The sequence below is a fragment of the Streptomyces sp. NPDC003300 genome (genome assembly GCF_040610915.1).
Lineage (GTDB): Bacteria > Actinomycetota > Actinomycetes > Streptomycetales > Streptomycetaceae > Actinacidiphila.
This window is the reverse complement of record NZ_JBEXNE010000008.1, coordinates 14,731-37,569: the sequence shown is the minus strand read 5'-3', so window position 1 is coordinate 37,569 and position 22,839 is coordinate 14,731. Positions and strand designations below refer to the sequence as shown.

Here is a 22,839-nt window from a genome sequence, read left to right as displayed (position 1 = left end):
GCCCTACCGGCTCGCGCGGTGGACCGTTACCGACCCGGTACGCACCGGAGGTGCCCGAGGGCGCGCACGGGGCACGGAGGGCGCGTGGAGCGGCGCACCGCGCCGAGGCGGGACCGTCGCTTGACGTGGGAAGGCGCAGTGGGTTGCATACGCTTTGTGACCGCACTTCTTCCGGGGGCCTCTCCATGGACCCGGTGATCGTCGCGGGGGCGGGTCCCGTGGGCCTGGCCCTCGCCCTCGCTCTGGCCCGCCGCGACGTCCCCGTCATCGTCCTCGACGAGGCGGAGGCGCTGACCGATGCCGACGGGTTACGGCGCCCACGCACCGCGGTCCTCGGCCCCGACACGGTCGCGTTCGTCGAACGGCTCGGCTACGCCGGTGTCCGCGGCGACGGAGCCTCCTGGTCGGCCTGGCGCACATTGCGCCGTCGTACGGAAGTGCTGCGCGTCGAATTCGGACCGCAGGACTCCCCCACGCACATCGCGCAGCACCAATTGGAGCGCGGCCTGCGCGACGCGCTGCTCGCCTGCGGGTCGGTGCGAATCGTGCCGGGCTGCCGGGTGGACGCCTTCGAGCAGGACGGTCTCGGGATCACCGTGCACACCCGCGGGTCGCACGACACCTGGTGGCGCGGCAGTTTCCTGGTCGGCTGCGACGGTCCCCGTTCGACGGTCCGCAAGCTGACGGGCGTACGTTTCCCCGGCCGCACCGCCGTCGACCGGCACGCGGTGGCGGTGATCCGCGCGGAACTCCCCGAACCGGGTGTGGCGTTGCTGCACCGCGACCCGCCGGGGGCGCCCGCGGGCCAGGAGGTGACGGCCCGTCCGTTGCCGGACGGCCTGTGGCGGCTGGACTGGCTGCTGCCCCCGCAGGGACGGCTGCTCACGTCCGACGCGCTGGTGGAACGGCTTCGGTCCACGCTCACCGCCTGGTGCGGCAGCGTCGTCCCGTACGAACTCGTCGGCTCGGCCGACTACCCGGTGCACCAGCGGCTGGCCAGGCGCTGGCGCAGGGGGCGGGTCTTCCTCGCCGGGGACGCCGCACACCTGATGGGCGCGCTCGGCGCGCAGAGCGTCGAGGAGGGGCTGCGGGACGCGGAGAATCTGTCCTGGAAGCTCTCGCTGGCCTGGCACGACGGCGCGTCGAAGATACTGCTGAACAGCTACGAGGCGGAGCGGCGCGGGGCGGTCGGCGCCCGGTTGCGCGCCACCGACCAGGCGCTTCCGCTGCTGCGGGCCAGTGGCGCGTGGCAGACGGTACGGCACGCGGTGCTGTCGGGCTCGGCGCGCGGCCAGGCGGAGCTGCTGACCGACAGCCATCTCGGCCGGGGGTCCGCCGCCGCGTCCTCGGTCTACGGGCGCTCGCCGCTCGCGCTGCCCGCGCCGCGCTCCGGAGGCGGCAAGTCCGGGCCGTCGCCGCTGGTCGCCGGGTGCGACACGCCGCCGGGCGGTGCGGTGACCGATGTGTCGGTGACCGCGCTCGACGGCACCGTCGGACGGCTGCGGGACCGGCTCGGCCGGGGGTTGATCGTGGTGCTGATCGCGCCCGGTACGGGGGTGTGGGACAGCCGTCACTGGCTGACCGCCGGGCTCATGCCCCGGCTCGCCTCCGCGGTCGCCGCGCTGCCGACCCGCGCGGAGCTGGTCGTCGCCGAGACGTATCCGGGGGCGACCGCGCACAGTGTGCTGCTGATCCGGCCGGACGGGCGCCTGGTCACGGCGATGGTGGGCTGCCGCCCCGCGGAGCTGTACTCGTACGCCGACCTGGCCCGCGGCGGTCCGCCGGTGCCGGCGGGCAGCGAAGGTACGGAGCCGGACTCCGACGACGGTGACGGTGACGGTGAAGGCGGCGGGCCCGGCGGCGCGGCGGGCACGCGGGTCAGCGGGCACACCCGGTAGCAGCCGGGCCGGGCACGCCCTGCCGGACGGTCACCGTCAGCCCGCCGGGGCTGCCGGTCACCGGCACCGTCTCCCTTGGCGGATGGTCCCGGTGCCGGACGGCGGGGCGGTTTTCGGAGGCCCTGGCGGCAGGGCGACGTCCGGTGGCGGGGCCTTCGTACTCCCTCGCCTTCCAGGATTCCGCCGTCCTCGCCGCCGTCACTCCCACGGCTCCTCTTCGAGCTCCTCCTCGACGCCCTCGGCGGCGAGCGCTTCCCGCACCACCCGGAGGGCCAGGCCCTCGGAGTAGCCCTTGCGGGCGAGCATGCCCGCGACGCGGCGGATCCGCTTGTCGCGGTCCAGCCCGCGGGTGCCCGGCAGCCTGCGGCGTACCAGCTCGCGGGCGGTCTGCTCCTCCTGGTCGTGGTCGAGCAGTCCGACCGCTTCGTTCACCAGCTCCGCGTCCACTCCGCGGTGGCGGAGCTCCTGTGCGAGGGCACGGCGGGCGAGACCCCGGCCGCGGTGCCGGGACTCCACCCAGGAGTTGGCGAACGCCTGGTCGTCGATCAGCCCCACGTCCTGGAAGCGTTCCAGGACGTGCTCGGCGACCTCGTCCGGGATCTCGCGCTTGCGCAGGGCGTCGGCGAGCTGCCTGCGGGTGCGGGGCGTCCCGGTGAGCAGGCGCAGGCACAGCGCCCGCGCCTGCTCCTCGGGATCGAGCGGCGGCTCTCGCGAGGCCCTCGACTCGGAAGAGCCGCCGCGCTCAGGGGACCTGCGCGCCACGGCGTCAGGCCTTGGCGGCGGTCGCCTTGGTCGCCTTCGCGCCCTTGGGCGCGGGGACCTCGGCCTTGGGCGCGTCGGTCTTGGCCACGGCCGCGGGCCCTGCCGCGTCCGCCCCGGGCTGTGCGCCCGGCGCCTCGACCTTCGGCACGCCGACGCCGAGCTTCTCCTTGATCTTCTTCTCGATCTCGTCCGACAGGTCGGGGTTGTCCTTCAGGAAATTGCGCGCGTTTTCCTTGCCCTGACCGAGCTGGTCGCCCTCGTACGTGTACCAGGCGCCGGACTTGCGGACGAAGCCGTGCTCCACGCCCATGTCGATCAGGCCGCCCTCACGGCTGATGCCGTGGCCGTAGAGGATGTCGAACTCGGCCTGCTTGAAGGGCGGCGCGACCTTGTTCTTGACGACCTTGACGCGGGTACGGTTGCCGACCGCCTCGGTGCCGTCCTTGAGGGTCTCGATCCGGCGGATGTCGAGCCGGACGGAGGCGTAGAACTTCAGCGCGCGGCCACCGGTGGTGGTCTCCGGCGAGCCGAACATCACACCGATCTTCTCGCGGAGCTGGTTGATGAAGATGCAGGTGGTCTTGGTCTGGTTGAGCGCGCTGGTGATCTTGCGGAGGGCCTGGCTCATCAGGCGGGCCTGGAGACCCACGTGCGAGTCGCCCATCTCGCCCTCGATCTCGGCCCGTGGCACGAGGGCTGCCACGGAGTCGACCACGATGAGGTCGAGAGCGCCGGAGCGGACCAGCATGTCCACGATCTCCAGCGCCTGCTCGCCGGTGTCCGGCTGGGACAGGATCAGATTGTCCGTGTCGACGCCGAGCGCCTTGGCGTAGTCGGGGTCCAGCGCGTGCTCGGCGTCCACGAACGCCACCGTGCCGCCCGCCCGCTGGGCGTTGGCCACCGCGTGCAGGGTGAGGGTCGTCTTACCGGAGGACTCCGGGCCGTAGACCTCCACCACTCGGCCGCGCGGCAGTCCGCCGACGCCGAGTGCCACGTCAAGAGCGGTCGATCCGGTGGGGATGACTTCGATGGGTTCGTTCGGCCGGTCGCCCAGGCGCATGACCGCGCCCTTGCCGAACTGCCGTTCAATCTGCGCGAGCGCGGCGTCGAGCGCCTTCTCGCGGTCGTTTCCTGCCATGGGCTCCACCCGGGATGTCTGGTTCGATCGCTTCACGTCCACGACGCTAGCGCCTGGCACTGACAACGCGCCCGGCCGTCGCCCCGTGCTGTGGATAACTCCGGCGGAAACACGCTTCGTCACCACGGAAATCCACCCGGCACAAGCCATAAGAATGGATGTTCGAATTTGATGTCAAGCGACCCGCCGGGGGTGTCGGGCCACTCCTGAATCCGTCGCTCCGCTCGCGACGCCGCGTCAGCGCTTGGCGGCGGGCACGTCCATCGAGGCGCACACCGCGCGCCAGACGTCCTTGGCCTCCCAGCCGTCGTCCAGCGCCTGATGCACCGTACGGCCGCCCAATTCGGCCATCACATGGTCCCGCGCGAAGGAATCGGCGTACGCGTCGCCGAAGTGCGCGCGCATCCGCTCCCAGAAAATCGTCAACCGCATGACTGCCAGTATCCCGCGCCCGCACGCGTACCGTCACACAGCCGGGTGGCTCCTCGGCTCAGCCGTGTTCAGGCCGCCGCGCACGCCCTAGGGTGCGCGCATGCCAGCAACCCCGCTAGGTCGCGCCGAGCAGTTCGTGTGGCTCACCGCCCGTGTGCTCGAGCAGCGCAGGTTCGCCTTCCACTTCCTCGACGGCGACGGCGACGGCGACGCGGTCGAGACCGCGCTCGACGCGTACCGCAATGACGACGCCGGATACGGCCACGCGCTGGAGCCCGACCTGCGCGGCCCGGTGAGCCAGCCGCTGCACGTGGCGTACGCGCTGCGGGTGCTGGACGAGATCGACCGGTGCAGGGGCGGCAGGGCCGAGCGCATCTGCCGCTATCTGACGGCGTGCTCGACGGCGGAGGGCGCGCTGCCCGCGGTCGACGCGTCCTTGCGCGGCTATCCGTACGCGCCCTGGATGCGGATCTCCGACGACCCGCCCGGTGACCTGCTCGCCACCGGGCCCGTGGTGGGGCTGCTGCGCCGCAACGAGGTGTGGCACGCGTGGCTGTTCAGGTCGACGGACTTCTGCTGGGCGGCGATCGACGCCCTGGACCGGACGCATCCCTACGAGGTGCTGGCCTCGCTGGCGTTCCTGGCCTCGGCGCAGGACCGGCCGCGTGCGCAGGGCGCGGTGGAGCGGCTGGGACGACTGGTGCGAGAGCAGGGTCTGGCGCTGCTGGAGCCCGAGCGCGCCGGGCGGGTCGCGCCGCCGACCGGATACGCGCCGGGCGAACACCACTTCGCCCACGACTTCGCGCCCTCCCCCGACTCGGCCGCCCGGTCGTGGTTCACCGACACCGAGATGGAACGGTCGCTGGACCATCTCGCGGGGCAGCAGGGCGACGACGGCGGCTGGCCGATCACCTGGCGCGAGTGGGCGCCGGGCTCCGCCCTCGAAGGGCGGCCCATGGTGACGATCGAGGCGCTGCGGACGCTGCGCGCGTACGGCCGTCTGGGCTGACGGCGAGGCCGCGCGGGTAAGGGGCGCTGATCCAGGTGCCCGGTCCTTACGCCGGTGACCGGGCACCGGATGTCGCGGAGGACCGGCCCGTGGCTCACATGCCGGAAACGGCCCGTACGGCCGCGGTCACGACGACGGCCGCGGCCACCACCACGAGGAAGGGCGCCCGCAGCAGGAGGGCGACGGCCGCTGCCGCGAGCCCGGCCGAGCGCGCGTCCACGGCCAGCCGCAGTCCGCTGGTGCCGAAGGTCTGGAGGGCGGTGAGCGCGGCGAGGAGCGCGATGGGCACGAGCGCGGCGAGGCGCTTGACCACGGGGCGTTCCAGCAATCCCGCCGGTACGGACAGGCCCAGCAGTTTGACCGCGTAGCAGCCGAGGGCCGTCACGATGACGGCGATCCAGGTACTCGCTCCTGTGCTCATTCCGCTGTCTCTCCCTCTTCGCGTGCCGGTGCCGATGCCGATGCCCGTGCTGGTGCCTTTGTTGGTGCCTTTGCTGGTGCCTGTGCTGGTGCCCGTTCCGGCTTCCGTACGGTTCCTGACGCGTCCTTTCCGGTGCGCTTCGCGCGGGTGACGGCCAGGACGAGGGGCGCTGCCAGGGCGGCGACCAGGACCGGGACTCCGGCAGGCAGGAGTGGCAGGCAGACAAGGCCGAGGAGGACGGCGACCGCGGCGACCGCCCGTTCGGCGCGCCCCTTGACCATGGGGGCGAGGAGCGCGAGGAAGACGGCGGGGCCTGCCGCGTCCAGCCCCCAGGAAGCGGGGTCGCCGAGCGCCGAGGCGCCCAGGGCGCCGATGAGGGTGGTCAGATTCCACAGGGCGTAGAGGCTGCCTCCGGTGACGGTGAAGCCCAGCCGCGCGGAGGCGCGGTCCTTCTGCGCCAGCGCGACCGCGGAGGTCTCGTCGATGACCCACTGCGCGGCCAGCGGCCGTATCGCGGCGGGCAGGCGGAGGAGCTGGGAGAGCCGGAGCCCGTAGAAGGCGTTGCGGGTGCCGAGGAAGAAGGCTCCCGCGGCTGCCGCGAAGGGGTTGCCACCCGCCCCCAGGGCGCTGACCAGGGCGAATTGCGACGCTCCGGTGAACACCAGCAGGGACAGGGCGCAGGTCTGGGCGAGTGCGAGCCCGGCTCCGGCGGAGGTCACGCCGAAGGCGAAGCCGGAGAGCCCGACGGCGACGCCCACCCCGAGGGCGTCGCGGACGACCTGGGCGCGCGCGGAGCGTGGCTGCCGGTCCGCCGGCCCGGTGGATTCTCTGCGGTCGGCGGATTCCGCGGGTTCTGTGGCTATCGGATGTCCCGTCACCCGCATGAGGCTAGGGACGGCGGGACGGCGGGTCTTGTACGTTCTTGCGCTCGCGTTGGTAGGCGCCGGGCGGGACGCCGACGATCCGGGCGAAGTGCCGGTTGAGGTGGGGCTGGTCGGTGAAGCCGACGGCGGCGGCCGTGTCGGCCGGGCTGACGCCTGTGTCGAGCAGGCGGCGGGCGGCCCTGACCCGCTCGCTGGTCAGCCAGGCGTGCGGCGGCAGCCCGTAGGCGGCCTTGAAGGCGCGCAGCAGGGCGAAGGGGCCGGTGCCGACCTCACGGGCCAGTTCCTCCAGGCTCGGCGGGGCCGCCAGGCGGGTGGCCAGCAGGTCGCGGGCGCGGGCCGCGACGCCCGCGCCCGCGACGGGCGCGGGTCCGAGGGCCGCGGAGTTCGCGTGGCGGGCGAGCATCCGGGCGACGACGAGGCGCAGCTGCGTGTCGGCGGCGAGCGCGTTGTCCCCTTCGGCGGCGCGGTGGACGTCGGCGATCATGCGGGCGGTCACGGGGTCGTCGAGCACCGAGGCGTTGAAGGAGGGGGTGCCGCGCAGCGCCGTGGTCTCCGCAGCGACGGCGGCGACCACGGCGGGCGAGGGGTAGAGGACCCGGTAGCTCCAGCCCTCCTCGACGCCCGCGTAGGCGGTGTGCGGGGTCTCGGGGTTGATCAGGACGACTCCGCCCGCGCCCGCCCGCTCGGCTCCGCCGGGCAGCCCGATGCCCTCGACGCCTCCGGTGACCGCCGCGATCACGTAGCTGTCGTGGGCGTGCCGGGTGAAGGTGTGCCGGACATAGCGGGCACGCAGCAGGTCGACTCCGGGCAGTCCGGGGTGTTCCCAGTACCTGGCCTGCTCTCGCACCGTCACACGGCCATTGTGGACCGGTGGCGGGCCGGGGCGTCCAGCGAGTTATCCACAGGCTGAGGGGTCGGCCGCCGCGCGGTGTCGGTGCGGCGAGGCAGGATGGATGCCATGTCCAGTCGCAGCAGTCTCGACGCGTTCTCCCCGGCCACCCGCGCGTGGTTCACGGGGGCGTTCAGCGAGCCCACCGACGCCCAGGCCGGGGCGTGGTCGGCCATCGCCGAGGGCTCCGACGTGCTGGTCGTCGCGCCGACCGGCTCCGGCAAGACGCTGGCGGCCTTCCTCGCCGCCCTGGACCGGCTGGCCAGCACCCCGCCGCCCGCCGAGGCCCGCCGCAGGTGCCGGGTGCTGTACGTGTCGCCGCTGAAGGCGCTCGCGGTGGACGTCGAGCGAAATCTGCGCAGCCCGCTCGCCGGGCTGCGGCAGGAGTCGGTACGGCTGGGACTGCCGGAGCCCGAGGTCCGGGTCGGCATCCGCTCGGGCGACACGCCTCCGGCGGAGCGGCGGGCGCTGGTGACCAGACCGCCGGACATTTTGATCACCACCCCCGAATCGCTGTTCCTGATGCTCACCTCCGCCGCGCGGGAGGCGCTGAGCGGGGTCGAGACGGTGATCCTGGACGAGGTGCACGCGGTCGCGGGCACCAAGCGCGGGGCGCATCTGGCGCTCTCCCTGGAGCGGCTGGACGAGTTCCTTGACCGGCCCGCCCGCCGGATCGGGCTGTCGGCGACCGTCCGGCCGGTGGACGAGATCGCCCGCTATCTGTCGCCGCGCCGCAAGGTGACGATCGTCCAGCCGCCGTCGCAGAAGCGGTTCGACCTGTCGGTGGTCGTGCCGGTGGAGGATCTGGGCGAGCTGGGCGGCTCCCCGGTGGCCGAGCACACCGGGCCGGCGGCGGGTCCCGCCGAGCGGGCCTCGATCTGGCCGCATGTGGAGGAGCGGATCGCCGACCTGGTGCAGGCGCACCGCTCCACGATCGTCTTCGCCAATTCGCGCCGTCTGGCGGAGCGGCTGTGCAATCGGCTCAATGAGATCGCCTACGAGCGGGCCGAGGGCGAGGCCCTGCCCGAGGCGCATTCCCCCGCCGAGATCATGGCCCAGTCCGGCGCGGCCAAGGGCACGCCGCCGGTGCTGGCCAGGGCACACCACGGCTCGGTGTCCAAGGAGCAGCGGGCCCTGGTGGAAGAGGATCTGAAGGCGGGGCGGCTGCCGGCGGTCGTCGCGACCTCCAGCCTTGAGCTGGGGATCGACATGGGCGCGGTCGATCTGGTGGTGCAGGTGGAGTCGCCGCCCTCGGTCGCCTCCGGTCTGCAACGGGTCGGGCGCGCGGGGCACCAGGTGGGAGCGGTCTCCACCGGGGTGGTCTTCCCCAAGTACCGCGGTGACCTGGTGCAGTCCGCCGTGGTGACCGAGCGGATGCGGCAGGGCGCGATCGAGTCGCTGCGGGTGCCCGCGAATCCGCTGGACGTGCTGGCCCAGCAGATCGTGGCGATGACCGCGCTCGACACCTGGGACGTGGACGACCTGCTGGCCCTGGTGCGGCGTGCGGCGCCGTTCTCGGCGCTGCCCCACTCCGCCTACATCGCGGTCCTCGACATGCTGGCCGGGCGCTACCCCTCGGACGCCTTCGCCGAGCTGCGCCCGCGCCTGGTGTGGGACCGGGTGGCGAACACGGTGACCGGACGCCCCGGCACCCAGCGGCTCGCCGTCACCTCCGGCGGCACGATCCCCGACCGCGGGCTGTTCGGGGTGTTCCTGGCGGGCTCCGACCCGAAGAAGGGCGGCGGCCGGGTCGGGGAACTGGACGAGGAGATGGTGTACGAGTCCCGGGTCGGGGACGTCTTCACCCTGGGCACCACCTCGTGGCGCATCGAGGACATCACTCGCGACCGGGTCCTGGTCTCGCCCGCGCCGGGAGTGCCGGGACGGCTGCCGTTCTGGAAGGGCGACCAGCTCGGCCGCCCGCTCGAACTCGGCCGTGCGCTGGGCGCGTTCCTGCGCGAGGTGGGCGCGCTGGCACCGGAGCGGGCCAGGGAGCGGCTGACGGCGGCCGGTCTCGACACCTGGGCGACGGACAATGTGCTGTCGTATCTGGCCGAGCAGCGGCAGGCGTGCGGTCATGTGCCGGACGACCGGACGATCGTGGTCGAGCGGTTCCGCGACGAGTTGGGCGACTGGCGGGTCGTCATCCACTCCCCCTTCGGCGCGCAGGTGCACGCGCCGTGGGCGCTGGCGCTCGGCGCGCGGCTCCAGGAGCGCTACGGCCTGGACGCCCAGGCGATGCACGCCGACGACGGGATCGTGCTGCGGCTGCCGGACGCCGACTTGATGGGCCTGGACCTGCTGGACTCCGATCCGGTGCTGCGCGGAGCGGAGTTCGACCCCGAGCAGTCGCCGGTGGGCGCGGCGGATGTCGCCTTCGACAAGGGCGAGGTCGAACAGCTCGTCACCGATCAGGTGGGCGGCTCGGCCCTGTTCGCCTCCCGGTTCCGCGAGTGCGCCGCACGCGCCCTGCTGTTGCCGCGCCGCGACCCCGGAAAGCGCACCCCGCTGTGGCAGCAGCGCCAGCGCGCCTCGCAACTGCTCCAGGTCGCCTCGGAGTTCGGCTCCTTCCCGATCGTCCTCGAGGCGGTCCGCGAATGCCTTCAGGACGTCTTCGACGTGCCGGGTCTGGTGGAGCTGATGGGCGACATCGAGGCCCGCAGGGTGCGGCTGGTCGAGGTGACCACACCCGAGCCCTCGCCCTTCGCCCGCTCGCTGCTGTTCGGCTATGTGGCGCAGTTCCTCTACGAGGGCGACTCGCCGCTGGCGGAGCGGCGGGCCGCGGCGCTGTCGCTGGACTCGCGGCTGTTGGCGGAACTGCTGGGCCAGGCGGAGCTGCGCGAGTTGCTGGACGCCGATGTCCTGGCCGAGTTGGACACCGAATTGCAGTGGCTGACCGAGGACCGGCGGGTGAAGAGCGCCGAGGGGGTCGCGGATCTGCTGCGGGTGCTCGGACCGCTGACCGGCGCGGAGTTGGCCGCGCGGGGCGCGGAGCCGGGGTGGGCGGAGGAGCTGGAGACGGCAAGGCGGGCGATCCGGGTGCGGATCGCCGGGGCGGAGCACTGGGCGGCGGTCGAGGACGCGGGGCGGTTGCGGGACGCGCTCGGTACGGCGCTGCCGGTGGGCGTGCCGGTGGCGTTCACCGAGCCGGTGAAGGACCCGCTGGGGGATCTGCTCGCCCGGTACGCGCGCACGCACGGGCCGTTCACGACCAAGGAGGCGGCCGGGAGATTCGGCCTGGGCGCCGCGGTGGCGGACGGGACGCTGCAACGGCTGACGGCGGCGGGCCGTACGGTGCAGGGCGAATTCCGGCCGGGCGGCGCGGGCCAGGAGTGGTGCGACGCGACGGTGCTGCGGCGGTTGCGGCGCCGCTCGCTGGCCGCGCTGCGGCAGGAGTTGGAGCCCGTGCCGCCCGCCACGCTCGGCGTCTTCCTCCCGCAGTGGCAGCACGTGGGCACGCACAGCCTGCGCGGTCCGGACGGGCTGGTGCGGGCCGTGGAGCAGTTGCAGGGCGCGTCCGTACCCGCGTCGGCGCTGGAGAAGCTGGTGCTGCCGTCCCGGGTGACGGGCTACAACCCGGCGATGCTGGACGAGTTGACGGCCTCCGGCGAGATCCTGTGGGCCGGGGCGGGCGCCCTGCCGGGCAAGGACGGCTGGGTGTCGCTCTACCTCGCCGACAGCGCCCCCCTGCTGCTGCCCGCCCCGCAGCCGTCGGAGCTGTCCCCGCTGCACGAGGCGGTGCTGGCCGCGCTGTCCGGCGGCTACGGTCTCTTCTTCCGGCAGATCGCCGAGCAGGTGCGCGCCGCGGGGCAGGACACCACCGATCCCCAACTGGCCGACGCCGTCTGGGACCTGGCCTGGTCGGGACGGCTCACCAACGACACCCTGTCGCCGCTCAGGGCGCTCCTCGGCTCGGGCCGCACGGCGGGTTCCACCGCGCACCGGGCACCGCGCTCCGTGCCGCGCGGTCGGTACAGCTCGCTGGCGACCCGCGCCCCGCGTGCGACGGCGTCCCGTTCCGGTCCGCCGACCACCGCGGGCCGCTGGTCCCTCGTACCGTCCGCCGAGCCCGACCCGACGCTGCGGGCGCACGCCCTCACCCACACGCTGCTCGACCGGCACGGCGTGGTCACCCGGGGCGCGGTGGCCGCCGAGGGCGTCGCGGGCGGCTTCTCCGCGGCCTACCGGGTGCTCGCGGCCTTCGAGGAGACCGGGCAGGCCCGGCGCGGCTATGTGGTGGAGGGACTGGGGGCGGCCCAATTCGCCATGGACGGCGCCGTCGACCGGCTGCGCGCCCTGAGCACGGCGCGCGACCGCGAGGAGGAGCACGCCTCCCGCGCCCGTACGGTGGTGCTCGCCGCCGCCGACCCCGCGAACGCCTATGGCGCGGCCCTTCCCTGGCCCGAGCAGCCTGCGGGCGTCACCCACAAACCGGGCCGCAAGGCCGGCGCCCTGGTCGTTCTCATCGACGGAGAGCCCGCCCTCTACGTCGAGCGCGGCGGCAAGACGCTGCTGGCGTGGCCCGACGACGAGATACGTCTCCAGGCCGCCGCGGACGCGCTGGCGCTGGCTGTCCGCGAGGGCGCGCTGGGCCGCCTCACGGTGGAGCGGACCAACGGTGAGTCGGCCCTCACCTCGCCGCTCGGCCGTGCTCTGGAAGCCGCGGGCTTCCACGCCACTCCGCGGGGCCTGCGCCTGCGGGACGGCGGATAGAGCCCGGTCGGACGCAGGGCGGCGGAAGCAGCGGGCAACTGGGAGGGGCAGTCGTGGCGGGCCGGGACCTCGACCTGGCCCCCCAGGGAGTCGCCCCGGTCTGCGGGCCGCCCGGACGCACCCGCCGTCGGGTGCGTCTCGCCCCGCCCTGGGCGACCGGTCGCGGGCTCGCCTCAGCCGGTCGCCCGCCCCGGCGGGGCGGGGACCGGCGAGGGGGCTGGGGCCGGGGCCTGCGTCAGGTCGCGGCGCGGAGTTGTTGGGCGATGGCGTCGAAGCCACGGCGTTCGGCGTGCTGGAGAGGGGTGACGCCGTCGGTGTCGGGGAGGGAGGGGGAAGCGTGGGCGGCGAGGAGGAGTCGGACGATTTCCTGGTGGTCGGCCCCGCCGTCGCCGAGGATGACTGCTTCGAGGAGGGCGGTCCAGCCGAGGCGGTTGACGTGGTTGACGTCGATGTCGGTCTCGGCGAGGACGGCGCGGACGTAGGCGACGTGGCCGCGTTCGGAGGCGGGGATGACGGAGACGCCGCCGTAGCGGTTGGTGAGGGTCAGGTCGGGGTGCGCGGGCAGCAGGGCGCGCATCATCTCGACGCTGCCGGTCACGCCGGTGACCAGCCAGGGGGTGTCCTGGCGGTAGTCCCGCGCGTTGGGATCGGCTCCGGCGGCGACCAGCCTGCGGGCCGCTTCGGGGTGGTCGGCGAGTGCGGCGAGCAGCAGCGGGGTGCGCCGTTGGTCGTCGCGGGTCTCGATGTCCGCGCCCGCGTCGAGCAGGGCGGTCACCTGCTCCGCGTCGCCGCAGTGGGCGGCGTCCAGCAGCCTGGTGTTCAGGTCGGCCATGCCGGTGTCTCCTCCTTCTCCGGAAAGCTTCTCCGGGTTTTCCGGGTTTTCCCGCTTCTCCGGGTTCTCCGGCTTCTCCGGCTTCTCCGGTGCTTCGGGCTTCCCGCACGTCTCATGTCTGTCGGGCGCCGGGGTGAGTGTCCCCCCGCCCGTCGGCCTTCAATGGCCGAGCGTTGCCGCTCCCGCCCGGGCGAACTGCTCGTCCTGGTCCCCGCTGGGCGCGCCCGCGACGCCGACGGCCGCGACGGGCCCGCTCGTGGCCGTGACCGGAACGGCGCCCGCGAGGAAGAGCGTGCCGGGGATGTCCTTGAGCTGCGGAGTCTGCTGGAGGCGCTGGGAGAGTTCGGAGGTGGAGGCGTTCCAGGACACGGCGGTGTACGCCTTGCGCTCGGCGGACTCGTACGACTGCGGTCCCGCGCCGTCGCCGCGCAGGGTGACGACGATGTTGCCGTCCCGGTCGACGACGGCGACGGTGACGTGCTGGCCGGCGCGGTTCGCGGCGTCGAGGGCCGCCTGCGCGGCCTTCGTCGCGGCGGCGGTGGTGAGCCGGTCGACCTGACGGGTGTCCTTGCTGTTCGCGGCGGCGCTCGCCGAGGCGGGGGCGGCCTTGCCGGACGCGGCCGGGGCGGCGGCGGTCGCAGAGACGGCGCCGAAGGTGGCCGCGCCGACGGCTGCGACGGCCACGGCACCGGTCAGGACGCGGGTACGGGAGGACATCTTCTTCATGGACGTTCCAACTCCTCGGGTCTGCGGGACCGCCTTCGCGTTCCCGCCTCTGCCTTCGATCCTCGGGCCGGACCGGGGCCGCGCCGGTCCGCGATACGGCTCGCCCGCACGGGCATGATGGAGGACAGGCGGGTCATCCGATCGGTCGATGCGCGGGCCGTTCCGGCAGGTCACGCTGCGAATGGCGGCCGGTCACCGGGTCGCCTCCCGCACCGCTCGCAGCGCACCGACCCCGCCCTCGACCAGGAGCCCCGATGCACAGCTCGCCGCCGCCCGGCCAGGACCGGGACGCGCCCCCGGTCCCGAGCCCAGAGCCGAACCGGACGCCGGAGCCGAACCGGCGGCCGGAGCCGCAGCCGGAGCCGGAATCGGAATGGGAGCTGAGGCCGGAGCCCGCATCGGAGCGGGACCCGGAGCCGAGCCCCGATCCGGACGGCTGGTGGCTGGCGGCGGTCATGAACGGCGCCTTCGTCGTCCTCCTCGCGGGCGCCCTCATCCGCTTCGTCGACCGGCACCCGGACAGCGGTCGCCTGCCGTGGGTGATCGGGCTGAGCGTGGCGCTCACGGTCCTCCAGTTCGCGGGCCGTCGGCCCGGACGGCGACGCGAACCGCTCCCCCGCAGGTGGGAGCTGGCACGCCTCGCCGCCCTGGTCGCCTGCTGGACCGTCGTCGTCCTGCTGGCGCCGAGCTTCGCCTGGTGCGCCGTCCCGCTCATCTACACGGGCCTGCGGTCGCTGCCGACCCGGGCGGCCGTGGCGCTCGTGGCGGTGCTCGCCGTACTCGTCGTCATCGCGGAGTTGCGGCTGGCGGACGGGACGGACCCCAATCTGGTGCTGCTGCCACCCGCCGTCGCCACCCTCGCCACCGCCGTCTTCGTCCACATGCGGCGGCAGACCGGCCGTCAGCAGGCCCTCATCGACGACCTGGTGCGCACCCGCCGCGAACTGGCGGCCACCGAACGGCGCGAGGGCACCCTCGCGGAACGGCAGCGGCTGTCGATGGAGATCCACGACAGCCTCGCGCAGGGCCTGTCCAGCCAGCGGATGCTGCTCCAGGCCGCGGACCGGGTCTGGGAGACGGCACCGGACGCCGCCCGCGGCCACGTCCGTACCGCCACCGCCGTGGCTGAGCAGAATCTCGCCGAAGCACGCCGCTTCGTGCACAACCTCGCGCCCGCCGCGCTCGTCGGACAGGACCTGGACAACGCCCTGCGCGCGCTCGCCGCGCAGCACTCCGAAGACTCTGACCGCTCCGGAGACTCCGACCGCTCCGAAGGCTCTCACGACTCCGAGCACTCTCCGCGCTCCCGGCCGTCGGCCCTCACGGTCCGCTGCCACGTGGAGGGCGCGCCCGTACCGCTCCCGGACCGTACGCGGTCGGCGCTGCTGCGGATCGCGCAGGGCGCGCTCGCCAACACCGCGGAGCACGCCGGGGCCGCCCACGCCACGCTCACGCTGACGTACCTCGACGACCAGGTGCTGCTCGACGTCTCCGACGACGGGCGCGGCTTCGATCCGGCCGCCGTCGCCGCCACCGGGGTACGCGGCCACGGGCTGCCCGCGATCCGCGCGCGGGTGGGCCAGCTCGGCGGCACCCTGAGCATCGAGTCAGCCCCCGGCGAGGGCACCGTGCTGTCCGTCGCCGTCCCCCTCGAAGCCCTGGAGGCCGCGCCGTGACCGAGATCCGACCCGTCCGTCTCGTGGTCTGCGACGACCACGCCGTGGTGCGTGCCGGACTGATGGCGCTGCTGGCCAGCGCGGACGGCATCGAGGTGGTGGGCGAGGCGGGCAGCGGCGAGGAGGCCGTCGCGATGGCCGCGAAGACGCGGCCGGACGTGGTCCTCATGGACCTCCAGCTCGGTCCGGGCATCGACGGCGTCGAGGCCACCCGCCGGATCGCCGCCGCAGCGGCCCACGCACCGGCCGAATCCGTTCGGCCGGAGACGCCCGGAGCAGCCGCCACGCCCGGGACAGGCACGGCGCCCGGAACAGGCACGGCGCACGGCGGCCCGTACGTCCTCGTCCTCACCACGTACGACACCGACGCCGACATCACCCGCGCCATCGAGGCGGGCGCGACCGGCTACCTGCTGAAGGCCGAGCGCCCGGAGGAGCTGTTCTCGGCGATCCGCGCCGCCGCGCAGGGCCGCACCGCGCTGTCGCCGCCGGTCGCGGGGCGCGTGATGGCCCATATGCGCGCGCCGGGACCGCAGTTGACCGCCCGGGAGCGCGACATCCTCGGCCAGCTCGCCCGCGGCCTCGGCAACCGCGACATCGCCCGCGCCCTGTTCATCAGCGAGGCCACCGTCAAGACCCACCTCGGCCGGATCTACGACAAGCTCGGCGTCGACACCCGCGCGGGCGCGGTGGCCGCGGCGACCGAACGCCGCCTGCTCGGCTGATCCCGCACCAGAACCCCCAGGCACCCCGCCCCCAGGGGCGCGCCGAAACCGCCGCCGCCCCGACGTGACCCCCGCCCCCGCCCCGCGTCATCATGGACAGATGCCCGAGGGAGACACGGTCTGGCTGACGGCCCGCCGACTGCATGACGCGCTGGCGGGGCGCGCCCTCGTGCGGGCCGACCTGCGGGTGCCGCAATTGGCCACAGCCGATCTGACCGGCCGCCGGGTCCTCGAAGTGGTGAGCCGCGGCAAGCACCTCCTCACCCGGCTGGACGGCGGCGCGACGCTCCACTCGCATCTGCGGATGGAGGGCTCCTGGCACCTGTACGCGCCCGGTGAGCGCTGGCGCGGCGGTCCCGCCCACCAGATCAGGGCGGTGCTGGAGACGGAGCACAGGACGGCCGTCGGCTACCGGCTGCCGGTACTGGCGCTGCTGCCGACCGCGCAGGAGTCCGAGGCCGTCGGCCACCTGGGCCCCGATCTGCTCGGGCCCGACTGGGACCCGGCGCGGGCGCTGGCGCGGCTGGTCGCGGAGCCGGAGCGGGAGATCGCCGAGGCGCTGCTCGACCAGCGCAATATGGCGGGGCTCGGCAATGTGTACGTGGTCGAGCTGTGTTTTCTGCGCGGGGTGACACCGTGGACGGCGGTCGGCGACGTCAGGGCGCCGGAGAAGGTGGTCGCGCTGGCGAAGCGGCTGCTGGAGGCGAACAAGGAGCGCCCCGGCCACATCACCACGGGCGATACGCGGCGCGGCCGTACGCACTGGGTCTACGACCGGGCGAACCGGCCGTGTCTGCGCTGCGGCACCACGGTCAGGACCGACCGGCACGGCAGAGCGGACCAGAGCCGGGTCGCGTACTGGTGCCCGAGCTGCCAGAAAGGTCCGCCCCCGCACGACAATTGACGCACCGTCAGATGCGGTCGTACGGTCGGACGCATGACGGTCACGGCGTACGACCTCAGCGGGCGGGTCGCCCTGGTCACCGGAGCGGCGAGCGGGATCGGCCGGGCCAGCGCGCGGTCGCTGGCGTCAGCGGGCGCGGTCGTGGTGTGCGCGGACCGGGACGAGCCGGGGGTACGCGAGACGGCGGCGCTGATCGATGAGGCCGGCGGGCGGGCTGAGCCCAGGGCGCTCGACGTCACCGACAAAGCGGCTATCGCCCGGACCGTCGCCGGCATCGTCCGGGACCACGGCGGCCTCGACATCTTGGCGACCGTCGCCGGGATCATGCACAGCAGCGGCGTCCTCGACACCAGCGACGACGACCTGGACCGCGTCCTGGCGGTGAATTTCCGCGGGGTGCTGCACTGCGCCCAGGAGGCGGCCCGCGCGATGGCCGACCGCGGCGGCGGCAGCATCATCACGATGTCGTCCAGCGCGATCGACACGGGCGCGCGCGGCCTGCTCTGCTACAGCGTGTCCAAGGCGGCCGTCGTCCAGCTCACCAAGACCCTCGCCACCGAGCTGGGCCCGCTCGGCGTCCGCGCCAACACCGTGGCTCCCGGCTTCATCCGCACCCCGATGACCGCGCACTACGGCACCGGCGCGGACGGGGTGTTCGACGAGAGGGCGCAGGCCCGCGCCGAGGAGTCGCTGGCACGCATGTCCCCGCTGGGCCGGGTCGGCAGGCCCGAGGACGTGGCCCCGGCCGTGCTCTACCTCGCCTCAGACGCCTCCGCCTTCGTCACCGGCCAGATCCTCCGCCCCAACGGCGGGGTGGCCATGCCCTGGTAGGACGCATCCCCGGAATCCGGCGTCGGGCGACAGCCGTCCGGTCCGCACCCGTTCCATCGGCCCCCGCGGAAAGGACGGCCCGTCCGCGTCACCCGCCACGGCCGCCCGCATCCGCCGCTTCACCGTCGGCACCGCGTGCAGCGGTATGAGCCCGAGGCTCCAACCGCCCGCGGCCATCGCGCCCTCCCACGACCCGACGGCCTCCGGCCGTATCCACAGCCGCAGCACCGCCCACCACCACAGCAGCCCGCAGGCGAGCGCGAACACGACGGCGGCGGAGCGTACGCCCCGGCCGGATCCCGTACGGCGGACACCGGATTCAGCACCGCGGCCCGCGAATCCCCTACCGCGGACCGGAGAACCGTCCGGCGTCTCCCGGCCCGGCGGCCGCACCGATGTTCGGCGCCATGACCGACCCCGTGACCCGTCCCATGACCAGCCCCCCACCCGGTCCGTGGCCTGGAGCACGAAAACTCGCAGTGCGCGCATGGCCGCCTCCTTCGGACCCCCGAGGTTGCGGCGGGAGGCCGCCCGCGGCGGGTCCCGTACTCAGGTGCGATGCCCTGCCGCCAAGATCGCTAGCCGCGCGCCGGCAGGCCCCAGGCAACGTTCACCCGAAAGGGTCGCCGCACGGCCACGACCAGCTGCGACATATGCACGCAAAGCGACATTCCGGCCGTGCGTCAGACGTTCTCGGCCTGGAACATCCAGTGGAACTTCTCGATGTCGGCGGTGATCCCGATCAGGATGTCCTGGCTGACCGGATCGGGCTGCTCGGTGGTCTCGATCCGCTCGCGCATCCGCACGATCACGGCGTCCAGCGCGGCGACCAGGATCTCGACGACCTCGGTGTCCTTGACCCAGCCGTCGGTCACCGTGTCGATCCCGCTGGTCTCGGCGACCGTGCGGGCCCGCCCGTCAGGCGTCACGCCGATCGCGGAGGCCCGCTCGGCGACCGTGTCGGAGTGCAGCCGGGCGGTGTCGACGACCTCGTCGAGCTGGAGATGGACGGAGCGGAAGCGCGGGCCGACGACATTCCAGTGCACCTGCTTGGCGAGCAGCGACAGGTCCAGGAGGTCCACCAGGGCGCCTTGCAGCGCGTCTCCGACGGTCTTCCGGTCCGGCTCCGACAGCGGGCTCTTGACGACAGTCATGCGGTTCTCTCCTAGCGGATCGACACCATGAGGTCCGTTTCGCCCCCCTTGACCCTCCCCGCCTACCCTGCCTCGGGCTCGCACACATGGCAAAAGCACGAACAACAGCGCGGACGAAAGCGCGGCCCGAAGCTCGGCGGGAGAAGGGCGAAGGGCGGCCCGAACCACACCGGGAGAAGGGCAGCGGAACGGCCGAAGCCCGGCGGACGTCGGGCACACGCCGACGGCCCCGACCGGGAGCGAGCCGGTCGGGGCCGTCGGAACAAGCAGGTCAGAAGGCTAGGCGGCGACCACGTCGACAGCCTCGGCAGACTTCTTGGGCGCCTTGATAGTGATCCGTTCGTCCGGTGTGGACGTCATGGACGTGACAGAAGTGACCGCACCCAGCAGGGGCCGCATCGGCGCGGCAGTGGTCTCGGACGCCGCCGACTGTGCCAGCTCGGCAAGCGACAGATCGTCACTGACCTCCCGCATCACCTCGGACATAGGAACGTCCAAGGCGTCGCAGATCGCCGAGAGCAGCTCGGATGACGCTTCCTTCTGCCCCCGTTCGACCTCTGACAGATAGCCCAGGGAAACCCGGGCGGACGAAGAGACCTCACGCAGGGTGCGGCCCTGGCGCTGGCGCTGCCGACGCAGCACGTCACCAAGCAGGCGACGGAGCAGGATCATCGGTGGCTCCCTCCTCGGACCGCGAATCCGCATCCTCTTCGCCCCACCGTACCGCCTCGGGCACCGGCCGTGCGGGGAGCGATGTCGTGTTCACTCAGGGCTGCAAACATCCCTTCCCCCCGTGTTCTTCCCTATCCTTCGCCTCCGGACTCTTCTCGGGGCGGGTCTTCCTCAGCTCCGAGGTCAGCAGTTCGAATACGGCGGCCACGGTCGCCCGCCGGATCTCCGTACGGTCGCCCGACAGCCTGAGCGCGGCGCCCACCGCACCGCCGGGACCCGCGACGGCCACGAACACCGTGCCCACCGGCTGCCCGTCCTGCGGGTCCGGTCCCGCCACCCCGGTCGTCGCGGCGCCCCAGTCGGCGCCGAGCCGGTCCCGTACGCCCTCGGCCATCTCGCGGGCCACCTGGGCGTCCACGGCGCCGCGCGCGGCCAGCAGGGCCGCGTCCACGCCGAGCAGCTCGTGCTTGAGGGCGGTCGCGTACGCCGTCACCGAGCCGCGGAAGGTCCGGGAGGCGCCGGGCACCCCGGTCAGCTCCGCGGCCACCAGACCGCCGGTCAGGGACTCCGCGACGGCCAGCGTCCGGCCGCGCTCGTCCAGCAGCCGCAGTACCTCCGCCGCGTCCGCCCGCCCAGCGGCGGTCATACGCCCTGCGGTCGCTCGGCCCCGGCCTCGGCCTCCAGCTCGACGCCGGCCACGGAATCCGCCGCGGTCGCGCCCGCCGGAGCGCCCGCCGGAGCTTGGGCCGGAGCGGCGGCCGCTTCCGCGACCGCCTCGGAGGCCGCCGCGACCGCGGCGCGCTCCGCCGCCAGTCCCGCGCGGCGCAGGACGACCGCCTGCCGTACGTAGTCGAAGCCGGTGGCGACGGTCAGGACGACCGCGGCGCCCATCATCCAGGCCCGTACGGTGGCCAGCGGGCCGGTCAGGATCAGGACGTACATGCCGACGGCGATGCCCTGTGTGAGCGTCTTGAGCTTGCCGCCCCGGCTGGCGGGGATCACGCCGTGCCTGATCACCCAGAACCGCATGGCGGTGATGCCCAGCTCGCGGAAGAGGATGACGACGGTGACCCACCAGGGCAGGTCGCCGAGGGCGGACAGGCCGACGAGCGCCGCGCCCATGATCGCCTTGTCGGCGATGGGGTCGGCGATCTTGCCGAAGTCGGTGACCAGGCCGTAGCGGCGGGCCAGCTCGCCGTCGAAGAGGTCGGTGATCATCGCGACGGCGAAGGCGGCCCAGGCGAAGGAGCGCCAGGCCGGGTCGTGCCCGTCGCCGTGCACGAGCAGCAGCACGAAGCCGGGGACCAGGACCAGCCGGGCCATCGTGAGCATGTTCGCGATGTTCCACAGGTCGGCCTTGGGCAGCACCGGGTCCCCGAGGTGGTCGGGGGTCGAGGAGGCCGGGGCGGCGGGCGCGGGGGCTCCGGTCATCTGCCCACCTCCTGCAGGCCGCGCGGGGCGTCGGTCACGCCCCCCGCGGCACTCGCGGTCCCGGTCGTATCCTCAGGAATCTCAGGAACCTCAGGAACCGCCGGAATCTCAGGAACCGCACGGCTCGCCGGAACCGCCGGAACCGCCGGGACGTCCAGCGGCTCCGCGATCAGGTCCACGCCCTCGGTCGCCGTCACCTTCGCCATGACGAAGGTCCCCGGCAGCGGGGCGGGAGCGCCGTCGGGCACCGCCAGCACGACCTGCCCGTCGGTCTCCGGCGCCTGGTGGTCGGCCCGGCCGGTCACCTCGCCGGTCTCCTCGTCCACCGCCTCGACCAGCACCCGTACGGTCGCGCCCAGCCGCTCCTCCGCGCGCTGCGCGGTCAGCTCCTCGGCCAGCCGCGAGACCCGCGCGAGCCTGGCGGCGACCACGTCCTCGTCGAGCTTGTCGCCGAAGGTCGCCGCCTCCGTACCGTCCTCGTCCGAGTAGCCGAACACGCCGATGGCGTCCAGCCGCGCGGAGCCCAGGAACCGTTCCAGCTCGGCCAGATCGGCTTCCGTCTCGCCGGGGAAGCCGACGATGAAGTTCGAGCGGACACCCGCCTCCGGGGCCTTGGCCCGGATGGTGTCCAGCAGTTCGAGGAAGCGGTCGGTGTCGCCGAAGCGGCGCATGGCGCGCAGCACGGCGGGCGCGGAGTGCTGGAAGGACAGGTCGAAGTACGGGACGACGCCCGGAGTTCCGGTGAGCGCGTCGATCAGGCCGGGACGCATCTCGGCGGGCTGGAGGTAGCTGACCCGGACCCGCTCGATGCCGTCGACCGCCGCCAGCTCCGGCAGCAGCGTCTCCAGCAGGCGGATGTCGCCGAGGTCCTTGCCGTACGAGGTGTTGTTCTCGCTGACCAGCATCACCTCCTTGACGCCCTCTCCGGCCAGCCAGCGGGTCTCGCCGAGGACGTCGGAGGGGCGGCGGGAGATGAAGGAGCCGCGGAAGGACGGGATCGCGCAGAAGGTGCAGCGGCGGTCGCAGCCGGAGGCGAGCTTCACGGAGGCGACGGGTCCCGAGTCCAGGCGGCGGCGCAGCGGCGCGCGCGGGCCGGAGGCGGGCGCGACGCCCTCGGGCAGATCGGCGGGCGCCTGGGCCGAGAAGTCCTCGGAAGCCTCAAGAGCGCTCGCGGCGGCCTCGACCGGCTCCTCGCCCGACGTCCCGTGCCCCTGCGCGTGCCCCGGCAGCGCCACACTCGCCGCCTGCCGCTCGGCCGGGCTGATCGGCAGCAGCTTGCGCCGGTCGCGCGGGGTGTGCGACGCGTGGACGCCGCCGGCCAGGATCGTCCGCAGCCGGTCGGAGATGTCCGCGTAGTCGTCGAAGCCGAGTACGCCGTCCGCCTCGGGCAGCGCCTCGGCCAGCTCCTTGCCGTACCGCTCGGCCATGCAGCCGACCGCGACGACGGCCTGGGTGCGCGCCTGCCCCTTGAGGTCGTTGGCCTCCAGCAGCGCGTCCACCGAGTCCTTCTTGGCCGCCTCGACGAAGCCGCAGGTGTTCACGACCGCCACATCGGCCTCGGAGGCGTCGTCGACCAACTGCCATCCGTCCGCCGCCAGCCGGCCGGCGAGTTCCTCGGAGTCCACCTCATTGCGGGCGCAGCCGAGCGTGACAAGAGCGACGGTACGGGGTTCGGGCATACGCTCAGCGTACCCGGCCATGTCGCCGCCGCCCCCGCGCCACCGGTGCTCGCGGTGGTGCCG

The 22,839-nt window shown here is 73.7% G+C and carries 18 protein-coding genes and 2 pseudogenes; 7 read left to right on the top strand and 13 right to left on the bottom strand.

All coding sequences use genetic code 11. The features are described from left to right. The first annotated feature begins 185 nt into the window (after positions 1-185). Positions 186-1,898 (top strand): FAD-dependent monooxygenase, encoded by a 1,713-nt coding sequence (locus tag ABZX65_RS14255; protein ID WP_355338170.1) that lies wholly within the window; start codon positions 186-188, stop codon positions 1,896-1,898. A 273-nt stretch (positions 1,899-2,171) separates the two neighbouring features. On the opposite strand, the pseudogene recX reads toward ABZX65_RS14255, so the two are convergent. The 3 genes and pseudogenes from recX to ABZX65_RS14240 form a co-directional block, all read right to left on the bottom strand. Then, positions 2,172-2,756: pseudogene (gene recX, locus ABZX65_RS14250) on the bottom strand (recombination regulator RecX); the annotation flags it as partial. Then, complete coding sequence (gene recA, locus ABZX65_RS14245; RefSeq protein ID WP_355338167.1) at positions 2,665-3,798, bottom strand: recombinase RecA; 1,134 nt, start codon at positions 3,796-3,798, stop codon at positions 2,665-2,667. The pseudogene recX and the gene recA, both read right to left, overlap by 92 nt. A gap of 237 nt (positions 3,799-4,035) precedes the next feature. Next, positions 4,036-4,230, bottom strand: coding sequence for a DUF3046 domain-containing protein (locus ABZX65_RS14240; RefSeq protein WP_188286122.1), 195 nt, complete (start codon positions 4,228-4,230; stop codon positions 4,036-4,038). A 100-nt stretch (positions 4,231-4,330) separates the two neighbouring features. Here ABZX65_RS14240 and ABZX65_RS14235 point away from each other — a divergent pair, with 100 nt between their 5' ends. Continuing rightward, entirely contained in the window at positions 4,331-5,239 is a 909-nt protein-coding gene (locus ABZX65_RS14235; RefSeq protein ID WP_355338164.1) for a hypothetical protein, read from the top strand. Positions 5,240-5,333: 94 nt separating this feature from the next. Here the strand turns inward: ABZX65_RS14235 and ABZX65_RS14230 are convergent, their stop codons facing one another. From ABZX65_RS14230 to ABZX65_RS14220, 3 genes are read right to left on the bottom strand one after another with little or no spacing between them, the layout of a single operon-like run. Next, the gene (locus tag ABZX65_RS14230; RefSeq protein WP_355338161.1) at positions 5,334-5,660 is read right to left on the bottom strand and encodes an AzlD domain-containing protein; all 327 of its coding nucleotides are present in this window, start codon (positions 5,658-5,660) and stop codon (positions 5,334-5,336) included. Beyond that, the gene (locus tag ABZX65_RS14225; protein ID WP_355338158.1) at positions 5,657-6,544 is read right to left on the bottom strand and encodes an AzlC family ABC transporter permease; all 888 of its coding nucleotides are present in this window, start codon (positions 6,542-6,544) and stop codon (positions 5,657-5,659) included. Before ABZX65_RS14225 ends, ABZX65_RS14230 begins: the two co-directional genes overlap by 4 nt. A 4-nt stretch (positions 6,545-6,548) precedes the next feature. Continuing rightward, positions 6,549-7,397, bottom strand: coding sequence for an AraC family transcriptional regulator (locus ABZX65_RS14220; RefSeq protein ID WP_355338155.1), 849 nt, complete (start codon positions 7,395-7,397; stop codon positions 6,549-6,551). A 96-nt stretch (positions 7,398-7,493) separates the two neighbouring features. Here ABZX65_RS14220 and ABZX65_RS14215 point away from each other — a divergent pair, with 96 nt between their 5' ends. After that, positions 7,494-12,146: an ATP-dependent helicase gene (locus tag ABZX65_RS14215; RefSeq protein ID WP_355338152.1), complete on the top strand. Its 4,653-nt coding sequence runs from the start codon at positions 7,494-7,496 to the stop codon at positions 12,144-12,146. A 235-nt stretch (positions 12,147-12,381) separates the two neighbouring features. Here ABZX65_RS14215 and ABZX65_RS14210 read toward each other — a convergent pair whose 3' ends face one another. Then, positions 12,382-12,978, bottom strand: coding sequence for an ankyrin repeat domain-containing protein (locus tag ABZX65_RS14210; protein WP_355338149.1), 597 nt, complete (start codon positions 12,976-12,978; stop codon positions 12,382-12,384). 159 nt (positions 12,979-13,137) lie between these two features. After that, on the bottom strand, positions 13,138-13,704 hold the full coding sequence (locus ABZX65_RS14205) for a heme-binding protein (protein ID WP_355338146.1): 567 nt from the start codon (positions 13,702-13,704) through the stop codon (positions 13,138-13,140). Between the two features lie 254 nt (positions 13,705-13,958). Between ABZX65_RS14205 and ABZX65_RS14200 the strand changes: the two genes are divergently transcribed. The 4 genes from ABZX65_RS14200 to ABZX65_RS14185 all read left to right on the top strand — a co-directional run bounded on the left by ABZX65_RS14200 (position 13,959) and on the right by ABZX65_RS14185 (position 17,840). Beyond that, positions 13,959-15,380, top strand: a complete 1,422-nt coding sequence (locus ABZX65_RS14200; protein WP_355338143.1) for a histidine kinase — start codon at positions 13,959-13,961, stop codon at positions 15,378-15,380. A 62-nt stretch (positions 15,381-15,442) separates the two neighbouring features. After that, positions 15,443-16,105: a response regulator transcription factor gene (locus ABZX65_RS14195; RefSeq protein ID WP_355338783.1), complete on the top strand. Its 663-nt coding sequence runs from the start codon at positions 15,443-15,445 to the stop codon at positions 16,103-16,105. Positions 16,106-16,205: 100 nt separating this feature from the next. Continuing rightward, a complete protein-coding gene (locus ABZX65_RS14190; RefSeq protein WP_355338141.1) occupies positions 16,206-17,009 on the top strand; it encodes a DNA-formamidopyrimidine glycosylase family protein in 804 nt (267 codons plus the stop codon). Between the two features lie 33 nt (positions 17,010-17,042). Continuing rightward, on the top strand, positions 17,043-17,840 hold the full coding sequence (locus tag ABZX65_RS14185) for an SDR family NAD(P)-dependent oxidoreductase (RefSeq protein ID WP_355338138.1): 798 nt from the start codon (positions 17,043-17,045) through the stop codon (positions 17,838-17,840). Positions 17,841-18,523: 683 nt separating this feature from the next. Here ABZX65_RS14185 and ABZX65_RS14180 read toward each other — a convergent pair. The 5 genes and pseudogenes from ABZX65_RS14180 to rimO all read right to left on the bottom strand — a co-directional run. Then, positions 18,524-18,994, bottom strand: a complete 471-nt coding sequence (locus tag ABZX65_RS14180) for a DNA starvation/stationary phase protection protein (protein WP_355338135.1) — start codon at positions 18,992-18,994, stop codon at positions 18,524-18,526. 279 nt (positions 18,995-19,273) lie between these two features. Continuing rightward, positions 19,274-19,666 carry a helix-turn-helix transcriptional regulator gene (locus ABZX65_RS14175; protein ID WP_355338132.1) on the bottom strand — a complete coding sequence of 131 codons (393 nt, stop codon included), beginning with the start codon at positions 19,664-19,666 and terminating at the stop codon, positions 19,274-19,276. A gap of 94 nt (positions 19,667-19,760) precedes the next feature. Beyond that, complete coding sequence (locus tag ABZX65_RS14170; RefSeq protein WP_355338129.1) at positions 19,761-20,312, bottom strand: CinA family protein; 552 nt, start codon at positions 20,310-20,312, stop codon at positions 19,761-19,763. Then, on the bottom strand, positions 20,309-21,097 hold the full coding sequence (gene pgsA, locus ABZX65_RS14165) for a CDP-diacylglycerol--glycerol-3-phosphate 3-phosphatidyltransferase (RefSeq protein ID WP_355338126.1): 789 nt from the start codon (positions 21,095-21,097) through the stop codon (positions 20,309-20,311). The genes ABZX65_RS14170 and pgsA overlap by 4 nt, the downstream gene beginning before the upstream one ends. Positions 21,098-21,252: 155 nt before the next feature. Continuing rightward, positions 21,253-22,776 (bottom strand): annotated as a pseudogene (gene rimO / locus ABZX65_RS14160) (30S ribosomal protein S12 methylthiotransferase RimO); the annotation flags it as partial. Positions 22,777-22,839: the final 63 nt, after the last annotated feature.